Origin of the sequence: Halonatronum saccharophilum DSM 13868 (assembly GCF_000517025.1) — a bacterium.
Taxonomy (GTDB): Bacteria; Bacillota; Halanaerobiia; order Halobacteroidales; family Halobacteroidaceae; genus Halonatronum; species Halonatronum saccharophilum.
The window spans coordinates 87,113-91,661 of record NZ_KI912097.1 but is presented as its reverse complement, the minus strand read 5'-3'; the positions used below and the strand labels follow the sequence as shown (position 1 = coordinate 91,661).

The following is a 4,549-nucleotide window of genomic DNA, read 5'->3' as shown; positions in this document are numbered from 1 at the left end:
TATATCATATTTAGTATCAGTATTATATTCTAGATAATCAATATTATAATCTTTTACTTCTACAGAATTAGTCTTCAATCTATTAATTCTCTCTAATGATTTTTTTAATTCTTTAGAGTTTATCTCAATAATATCTATCTTAATATCTTTAGATAAAACATCTGAGTTACTAAATAAATATTTAAGAAATATTCCATCACCACAACTTGGCTCTAAAATATTTAAATTATTATTTAAATCAAAATTATCTATTATATAATTTACCATAAAATCTGCTAAAACATTTGGTGTGTAATAAACTCCATTCTTTTTTTTATTAGTCATATTTTAATTCTCCCATTAAATAATCTCTAAAATCATCAAGCTGCATACTTAATCCTACATATATATTTTTTAGCTTATCATTAACCTCTGTATTTTCACCACAATTTTCTAGCATAGGTCTGATTTGTTTCATAAGTAATATAACCTTAGTTATTTTCCATAAAATACTATGTCTTTTTAAATAAAGTTTTAATTTTTTATACATATAAACACCCACTTTAGTATTAGGAATAATTTCTCCTTTTTTATTTCTATAGAAATTATTATGATAACCTGAATCACATGGATCAATATATCCTCTATTATCTACTATGCTTATATGTGCTTTATCAGAAATCCAATCATCACTTTTATACTGATTACAATATGGGCATGAATATACTAAATTACTGTATTCTGACTTTAATTCAGGGAATTTTTTCTTTGGAGCAAAATGATCTATATGAAAATTATGTGGTCCCCCCAGTAATAGACTATCATCATCACAATAACCACATCTATAATTAAAATCTTTTGCTAAAAATTCTTTATAGGAACTATGATTTTTATAAATTTTACTACAAGTTCTTTTAGGATGTATATTTCTAAATTCATTTCTAATCATTATTCTTTTTCACCTCTTCTAAAAGATAATTTGCCATTTCTATAATATTATCTAATTTTTCTTCTACAGTATTAGTTTTTAATTCTTTTGGTAATTTGCTACTAGTACTAGTTGCTTTTACTAGGAATTCGTCTAATTCAATTAAAGCTTCCTTTTCCTTGGCTGCTAATTCACCTTTATTTTTTAATTTTAATATCTTTTCTTCTGCTTGTTTAATTAGATTACGATAATTTTCAATCTGTCTTCTTATTCTCCTATTAAGTATTTTATAACCTTCGTTCTCAACATCATAATATCTTTCTTTATTATATATCTTATTAACATCTATTAATTCATTTTCTGCATCTTGATCAAAAGAAGTTAATATAAAAGAAGGAAATTCTATTTTTTCTTCCTCTAACTTTTTAACAACATCTGCTCCATTAAAATGAATGTTACTATTACCTTCATTTAAAAGATAATCTACTACTATAGCATCAACTCTACATTCTATAATCTCTTGTATTATTTCTAATATATTATCTTTTAATTCTATACCTACTACCTCATCAAAATCTTCACTTGCTCTACGTTGAAATATTCTTAAATCACTACCTTTATCATCTATATATCCTATTTTCATTTTTTTATAACCCCCTCATATTTATGTAATGGAAAAATTATTCTTAATCTAAATCCTGATTCATCTGGCGTTATAATTTCAATTTCTCCTTTATATTCTTCAATAGTAGTTTCTACTATCCACATTCCGATACCTGTTCCAATTTTTTTGCCTACTTCATTACGCTTAGTTGTAAAAAAAGGTTCAAATATTTTATAAGGATTTCCTATGTTTTTAGATAATCCAGGACCTGTATCTTCATATAAAATATATAACTTGTTGTTTTTTTCTTCTATATTTATATTATTTCTCGTCTATCATTAGCATCATTTCTTCTAAAGGCATCTAAAGAATTAGTTATTAAATTATTAAATATACTATCTATATCAATTAAAAAACACTCTTTAAGCATTTTTGAGCATCTCTTGGTTCAGGAATATTTAATTTAACTGCCTGAGATAATAGAGCTGAATCCCAATTTCTTTTAAAATCTTTAAAGACAGTATATAAATCAAATTTTCTTCTTTTTCTTTTATCTTTTTTCACTACATTCAATGCAAAATCTAACCAAAATTTTAGTTTTTTATCTTGATCTTCAAAATCATCTATCATAATAAAAGGATTTTTATAATCTTCTAAACCAGACAATGTTTCAGAATCTATCAATTGTTTTAATATATTTTTCAAATCTCCTGTTCTAGGTAAAATATGTGCACTTAAATTTTTAAATTCATGAGCAAAAGATGTTATAACTAATCCAGTAGTAGATAAACCTTTTAATAATTTTAATTCATCTAATAAATCTTGGGCTTCCTGCTCATATGCTAAAAAAGATTTAGCCAAAATTTGTTCTTCTTGATCTTGTGTTTTTTCTTTTTTAGATTCTTTAGCTTGTTTTATGGTTTCATTTTTTTTAGTGTTTGAAACAATTTTTTTAGCTATTGATTTTGCTTTTTGCTTATTGGTTTCTTCTTCATTATTTTCTTTATAATATTTATTCATAATTCTAATTATTGTTTGCCTATCTCTTTCAAATTCTCTAATAATATTAATAATCAATTCTTTGAAAATATTAAATTCTTTATTTTCTTGAAGTCCTTCACGACTTGACTTATCTTCAAAATTAATATTATTTAATCTCGATATGCTTATTATCCCATAAATTTGATTTGGTCTTACTCTCCAAGAACCACTTGAATGACTTGCTGCAGCAGGACTTCTATTAACTCTATCTCCTAACATAAGCCAATCAAAAGATGAACCATTAGATTCCCCATATGGTCTAACTCTAAAATTATCTCTGAATAACTTAATTCCTCCAAATTGATCTAACCATTGACTTCTAAAAGATGAATTGAAGTTTTTATAAAAATAAATTTTCTTTTTTTTCCTAACATATGATTTCTTCATAAAATATAATTTAAATTCAAAAGAACCTATTTCATCTATTATATTACCTTCATAATCTTCATAACCTGGTAATAATTCTTCTATAGAATACTCAATTTTATAATATTGTTTTCTAAATGTTTCTAAATCAAATGGGGATTGTTGCATTTTTTTATAATTGAAAATTTCTTTCGGTATTAAGCTTACATTAAATTCATCTCTATAGATTTTGATTTCTACTTTTCCATTTTCTTTTATGCTAGCATCTAGTTTATAATCAAAATCATCACTAACAGAAGATGATATCCTACCATATTTATCTTTTTTTAAAGAACTACATACATATATATCAAAATTATTATCTTTCTTCATTTCTTCCTTAGGTGGTATTAACATTTCTAAATTGGTATATATTTTGTTAACATAATAATCATTCCAATTATCTCTTAAATCAGATATTTTTATAAGTGTGCCACTTGGATATAATTTTTGACTTAAAATATCTTCTGCTTGTCCAAAATCAACTAATAAAGACTTAATTTCTTGATATAAAATTGAATTTTCTATTTTATCTAAATTGGCAGTTACTTCATCAATTGAAGTTCCACTTTTGCCAAAATCATTCCAATTTACACTCCATTTATGACTTCTGCCAGTCTTTCTTGAGTGTGTAATCATTTCACATTTATTTCCTAATCGATCTAAAGCAAACCTTCCTATACCCTTTGCACCCGTTTTAATTCTTCCATTTTCCGTTGTAAAATTTTCTCGTTTATTATCTGTTCCTATTGTCATCCAACATTCTTCTATAACTTCTCTTGTCATTCCTTCTCCATTATCAATTATATAAATACTATTTTCTTGACTAAAAATATTATTTAAATTATCTAACACTTCTTTACTTATTTCTTTTAAGTAATATTCTTCTCCTTTTAATTCATAATTTTCTTCAATAGTTTGTGAATGACTTTTCATAAAATAGTTGTATTCAGATTTTGATAATTTTTTAGGAGCAGTATTATATTTATTATCAAAACAAACTATACAAGTTCTTGCATCTGCATCATAGGTGTTTTTTACCAATTCAATTATTGCACCTTCTGAATTAGCTACATTTTCTCTTCCAATTAATCTAGCGGTTCTTGCAGAAACTTTAAATGGTATCTGACTCAATTTTAAAACTCCCCTTCTATTTAGTTAAAACTTGATTTAAGATTTCTAAGATAAATTAACTTAATATAATTATATCAAAGATAATGTTATATTGTAGGTTATTTTACAAATTTAATAAAAATATTTAATTTTGAATTTCAGATGTAGGGTCGAAGTCTGGTGCATTAACTAAATTCCCAGTCCCCGCCACCTCAAACCGTACGTGCGGTTTTCCCGCATACGGCTTTCCTATTAACTTCATCTTAAACCTTATTAGATTAAGCCACTTTCAACTTTTACTATTTAATTAGCTAATCCATTTCCAGTAGTTATTTCACGTTCAGTTTAAGATATATTCTCCTTCTCAAGTCTTGTAAATTGATGGATGCTTTTGCCCGACAGCCAACTACAACTAAAACTTCCTTAAATAAAGTTAAGTTGTAGTAAGGCTTCTGGATAAATTCAACTAACTTTCAGAG

General features: G+C 25.4%; 5 protein-coding genes. All 5 read right to left on the bottom strand.

Features of this window, described 5'->3' with window-relative positions; all coding sequences use genetic code 11:
* Positions 1-324: N-6 DNA methylase (locus tag HALSAC_RS17290; protein WP_027340410.1), on the bottom strand; the 324-nt coding region annotated here is incomplete at its 3' end.
* Positions 317-928, bottom strand: a complete 612-nt coding sequence (locus HALSAC_RS16610; RefSeq protein WP_051412207.1) for an HNH endonuclease — start codon at positions 926-928, stop codon at positions 317-319. The genes HALSAC_RS16610 and HALSAC_RS17290, both read right to left, overlap by 8 nt.
* Complete coding sequence (locus tag HALSAC_RS0111715; protein WP_027340409.1) at positions 921-1,550, bottom strand: hypothetical protein; 630 nt, start codon at positions 1,548-1,550, stop codon at positions 921-923. Before HALSAC_RS0111715 ends, HALSAC_RS16610 begins: the two co-directional genes overlap by 8 nt.
* Positions 1,547-1,825: an ATP-binding protein gene (locus HALSAC_RS16915; RefSeq protein ID WP_281172365.1), complete on the bottom strand. Its 279-nt coding sequence runs from the start codon at positions 1,823-1,825 to the stop codon at positions 1,547-1,549. The genes HALSAC_RS0111715 and HALSAC_RS16915 overlap by 4 nt, the downstream gene beginning before the upstream one ends.
* 94 nt (positions 1,826-1,919) lie before the next feature.
* Positions 1,920-4,091 carry an ATP-binding protein gene (locus HALSAC_RS0111700; RefSeq protein ID WP_027340408.1) on the bottom strand — a complete coding sequence of 724 codons (2,172 nt, stop codon included), beginning with the start codon at positions 4,089-4,091 and terminating at the stop codon, positions 1,920-1,922.
* Between the last annotated feature and the right edge of the window lie 458 nt (positions 4,092-4,549).